Genomic DNA, 3,926 nt, shown 5'->3' on the forward strand with positions numbered 1-3,926 from the left:
TGCGCCTGGTGGTGGTGGACGAATGGCATGAGCTGTTGGGCAATCAACGCCAGGCAGCGCTGCACGATCGGGCTCACATCGCCCTTGCGACGGCTGAGAATGATCGGGCTGACGGCACTGCTGTCGAGCAAGCCGACATACGCGATGTCGGTGCGGTGCTGCTGTTGCACAGAAGCCGGCACCAGGGTAACGCCGAGCCCGACCGCGACCAGGCCGATGGCGGTCTGCAGTTCGTTGGCCCATTGGCTGATGTTCAGGGTCATGCCGTGATGGGCGAACAGTGCCAGCACATGGTCGGCGTAGCTGGGCCGCGGGTTGGCCGGGTAGAGGATGAAGGGCTCCTTGGCCAGTTGGGCGAGGGTCAGTGGGTTGCCCGTCAGCGGGTGGCCCTTGGGCAACACCGCGACCAGTGGGTCTTCGCACAGCACCTGCTGGAGGATGGCCGGGTCATCGATACGAATACGGCCGAAGCCGATATCGATGCGGCCACTCTTGAGCGCCTCGACCTGCTGCAGCGTGGTCATCTCGCTCAAGCCCAGCTCCAGCTCGCTGTCCTGGCGCAACTCGCGGATCAGCTCTGGCAGCACGGTGTACAAGGTCGAGGGGGCAAAGCCGATGCCCAGCCACTGGCGTTGCCCCTGGCCGATGCGGCGGGTGTTGTCGCTGATGTTCTCCAGCTGCTGGAGCAGGGTGCAGGTCTGCTCGTAGAAAAACCGCCCGGCCTCGGTCAGGCGCAGCGGGCGTTCACGCAGCACCAGCAAGGTGCCGAGCTGGTCTTCTAGCTGGCTGATCTGTCGGCTCAGCGGCGGCTGGGCGATATGCAGCAGCTCGGCGGCGCGGGTGAAGTTCAGTGTTTCGGCCAGCACCTTGAAATAGCGAAGGTGGCGCAGCTCCATCAGACCTCCAGGGTATGGTGGGAGATTCATTTGATATTGGACGGCCGGCAGGTTGTCGCGCAATGCTTGATTAATCAAGTAAATGCAGTGTCGGGCCCGCAGCGTGCGACCCGACCAGACGGGACCTGCCGACCATGACCAATGCCCTGATCGAACGTGTAGACGCCATTATCGTCGACCTGCCGACCATCCGCCCACACAAGCTGGCAATGCACACCATGCAGCAGCAGACCCTGGTGGTCTTGCGCCTGCGCTGCAGCGACGGCGTCGAAGGTATCGGCGAGGCCACCACCATCGGTGGCCTGGCCTATGGCTACGAGAGCCCCGAGGGTATCAAGGCCAACATCGACGCGCACCTGGCGCCGGCCCTGATCGGCCTGCCGGCAGACAACATCAATGCCGCCATGCTCAAGCTGGACAAGCTGGCCAAGGGCAACACCTTTGCCAAGTCGGGTATTGAAAGTGCCTTGCTCGATGCCCAGGGCAAGCGACTGGGCCTGCCGGTCAGCGAACTGCTGGGCGGCCGCGTGCGTGACAGCCTGGAAGTGGCCTGGACCTTGGCCAGCGGCGACACCGCCCGCGATATCGCCGAAGCCCAGCACATGCTGGAAATCCGCCGCCACCGCGTGTTCAAGCTGAAGATCGGCGCCAACCCGGTGGACCAGGACCTCAAGCACGTGGTGGCGATCAAGCGCGAGCTGGGCGACAGCGCCAGCGTGCGGGTCGACGTCAATCAGTACTGGGACGAGTCCCAGGCCCTGCGCGCCTGCCAGGTGCTGGGCGACAACGGCATCGACCTGATCGAACAGCCGATCTCGCGGATCAACCGTGGCGGCCAGGTACGCCTGAACCAGCGCAGCCCGGCGCCAATCATGGCTGACGAATCGATCGAAAGCGTCGAGGACGCCTTCAGCCTGGCCGCCGACGGCGCGGCCAGCATCTTCGCCCTGAAAATTGCCAAGAACGGCGGCCCCCGTGCGGTGCTGCGCACTGCGCAGATCGCTGAAGCAGCCGGTATCGCCCTGTACGGCGGGACTATGCTCGAAGGCTCGATCGGCACCCTGGCTTCGGCCCACGCGTTCCTCACCTTGCGCCAATTGACCTGGGGCACCGAGCTGTTCGGGCCGCTGCTGCTGACCGAAGAAATTGTCAACGAGCCACCGCAGTACCACGACTTCCAGCTGCACATTCCACACACACCGGGCCTTGGCCTGACCCTGGACGAGCAGCGCCTGGCGCGCTTCGCCCGCCGCTGATCTTGAAACTGAACGCCTAAGGAGAACCCGCATGCTGTTCCACGTGAAGATGACCGTGAAACTGCCGGTCGACATGGATCCGGCCAAGGCCGCCCAGCTCAAGGCCGACGAAAAGGAACTGGCCCAGCGCCTGCAACGCGATGGCACCTGGCGCCACCTGTGGCGCATCGCCGGGCACTACGCCAACTACAGCGTGTTCGACGTCCCCAGCGTCGAGGCCCTGCACGATACCCTGATGCAACTGCCGCTGTTCCCCTACATGGAGATTGAAGTGGACGGCCTGTGCCGGCACCCTTCGTCGATCCACAGCGACGACCGTTGAGTCGACCCTGACTACCTGACAAGAACAATACGAGGTAAGCAAAATGACCGTGAAGATTTCCCACACTGCCGAGATCCAGTCGTTTTTCGAGAGGGCCGCAGGCCTTGGGCACGCCGAGGGTAACCCGCGCTTCAAGCAGATCATCCTGCGCGTGTTGCAGGACACTGCCCGCCTGATCGAAGACCTGGAAGTGAGCGAGGATGAGTTCTGGCATGCCGTGGACTACCTCAACCGCCTGGGCGGTCGCAATGAGGCAGGGCTGTTGGCGGCGGGCTTGGGTATCGAGCACTTCATCGACCTGCTGCAGGATGCCAAGGATGCCGAAGCCGGCCTCACCGGCGGCACCCCGCGTACCATCGAAGGCCCGCTGTATGTTGCTGGTGCGCCTGTCAGCCAAGGCGAAGCGCGCATGGATGACGGCACCGACCCGGGCGTGGTGATGTTCCTCCAGGGCCAGGTATTCGATACCGAGGGCAAGCCGTTGGCGGGCGCTACCGTCGACTTGTGGCACGCCAATACCCAGGGCACCTACTCGTACTTCGATTCGAGCCAGTCCGAGTACAACCTGCGCCGGCGCATCATCACCGATGCTGAAGGCCGCTACCGCGCCCGCTCGATCGTGCCGTCCGGCTATGGCTGCGACCCACAAGGGCCGACCCAGGAATGCCTGAACCTGCTCGGCCGCCATGGCCAGCGCCCGGCGCACGTGCATTTCTTCATCTCGGCACCGGGGCATCGCCACCTGACCACGCAGATCAACTTTGCGGGTGACCAGTACTTGTGGGATGACTTTGCCTATGCCACCCGCGACGGGCTGATCGGTGACCTGCGCTTTGTCGAGGATGCAGCGACGGCGCGTGACCGGGGTGTGCAAGGTGACCGCTTCGCCGAACTGGCGTTCGACTTCCAGTTGCAGCCTGCCAAGGCGCCTGAGGCGGAAATCCGCAGCCATCGGCCGCGTGCTTTGCAAGACGGCTGAGGTCAGGGGGTTGCGTGCGCTTGTGAGATGACAGCAAGCGCGTTTCTACAGGATTTATCGTTTGTGCCTGGGCCTTTCCGTGCGGGGAGGGCCCGGGCTTTTTTGTGGGTACACGGCGGTGGCGCGCAAATGCCACAGGCCTCACTGGCCTGAAACAGACGTAAGCGAGCTTCGCTCGCGATGCGCCGTGCGGGCGGCGCTCGATCTGATGGGCGCTGAAAATGCCAAGCCAGGCGTGAAGGCGACTAGGTGCTTGTCGTGGGGTTGGAGGTGGGGCGGATATCGAGCGCCGCCCGCGCGGCGCTTCGCGGGGCAAGTCGGATCGCCGCACCGCCGCTCCCACATCTGTTTCGGGCCAATTATTCCTGAGGTATTGGCGCGCGGCCCCTTGGTGCCTGTCCCGATATCGCGTCGGACAAACAAGGCGGTCGCGCGCAAATGCCACAGGCCTCACTGGCCCGAAACAAATGTAG

Annotated in this window: 4 protein-coding genes; 3 read left to right on the forward strand and 1 reads right to left on the reverse strand. The window is 64.0% G+C overall.

Features of this window, described 5'->3' with window-relative positions:
- On the reverse strand, positions 1–896 hold an 896-nt coding region (locus NP534_RS26025; RefSeq protein WP_274100633.1), incomplete at its 3' end, for a LysR family transcriptional regulator.
- Between the two features lie 134 nt (positions 897–1,030).
- Here NP534_RS26025 and NP534_RS26030 point away from each other — a divergent pair.
- The 3 genes from NP534_RS26030 to catA are packed head-to-tail and all read left to right on the forward strand — an operon-like array spanning position 1,031 to position 3,453.
- Positions 1,031–2,152 carry a muconate cycloisomerase family protein gene (locus tag NP534_RS26030; RefSeq protein WP_033698746.1) on the forward strand — a complete coding sequence of 374 codons (1,122 nt, stop codon included), beginning with the start codon at positions 1,031–1,033 and terminating at the stop codon, positions 2,150–2,152.
- Between the two features lie 31 nt (positions 2,153–2,183).
- Entirely contained in the window at positions 2,184–2,474 is a 291-nt protein-coding gene (gene catC / locus NP534_RS26035; RefSeq protein ID WP_033698745.1) for a muconolactone Delta-isomerase, read from the forward strand.
- A gap of 43 nt (positions 2,475–2,517) precedes the next feature.
- Entirely contained in the window at positions 2,518–3,453 is a 936-nt protein-coding gene (gene catA / locus NP534_RS26040; RefSeq protein WP_033698744.1) for a catechol 1,2-dioxygenase, read from the forward strand.
- The last annotated feature ends 473 nt before the right edge of the window (positions 3,454–3,926 follow it).

The sequence above is a fragment of the Pseudomonas sp. 39004 genome (assembly GCF_028682155.1).
GTDB classification, from domain to species: Bacteria; Pseudomonadota; Gammaproteobacteria; order Pseudomonadales; family Pseudomonadaceae; genus Aquipseudomonas; species Aquipseudomonas capeferrum.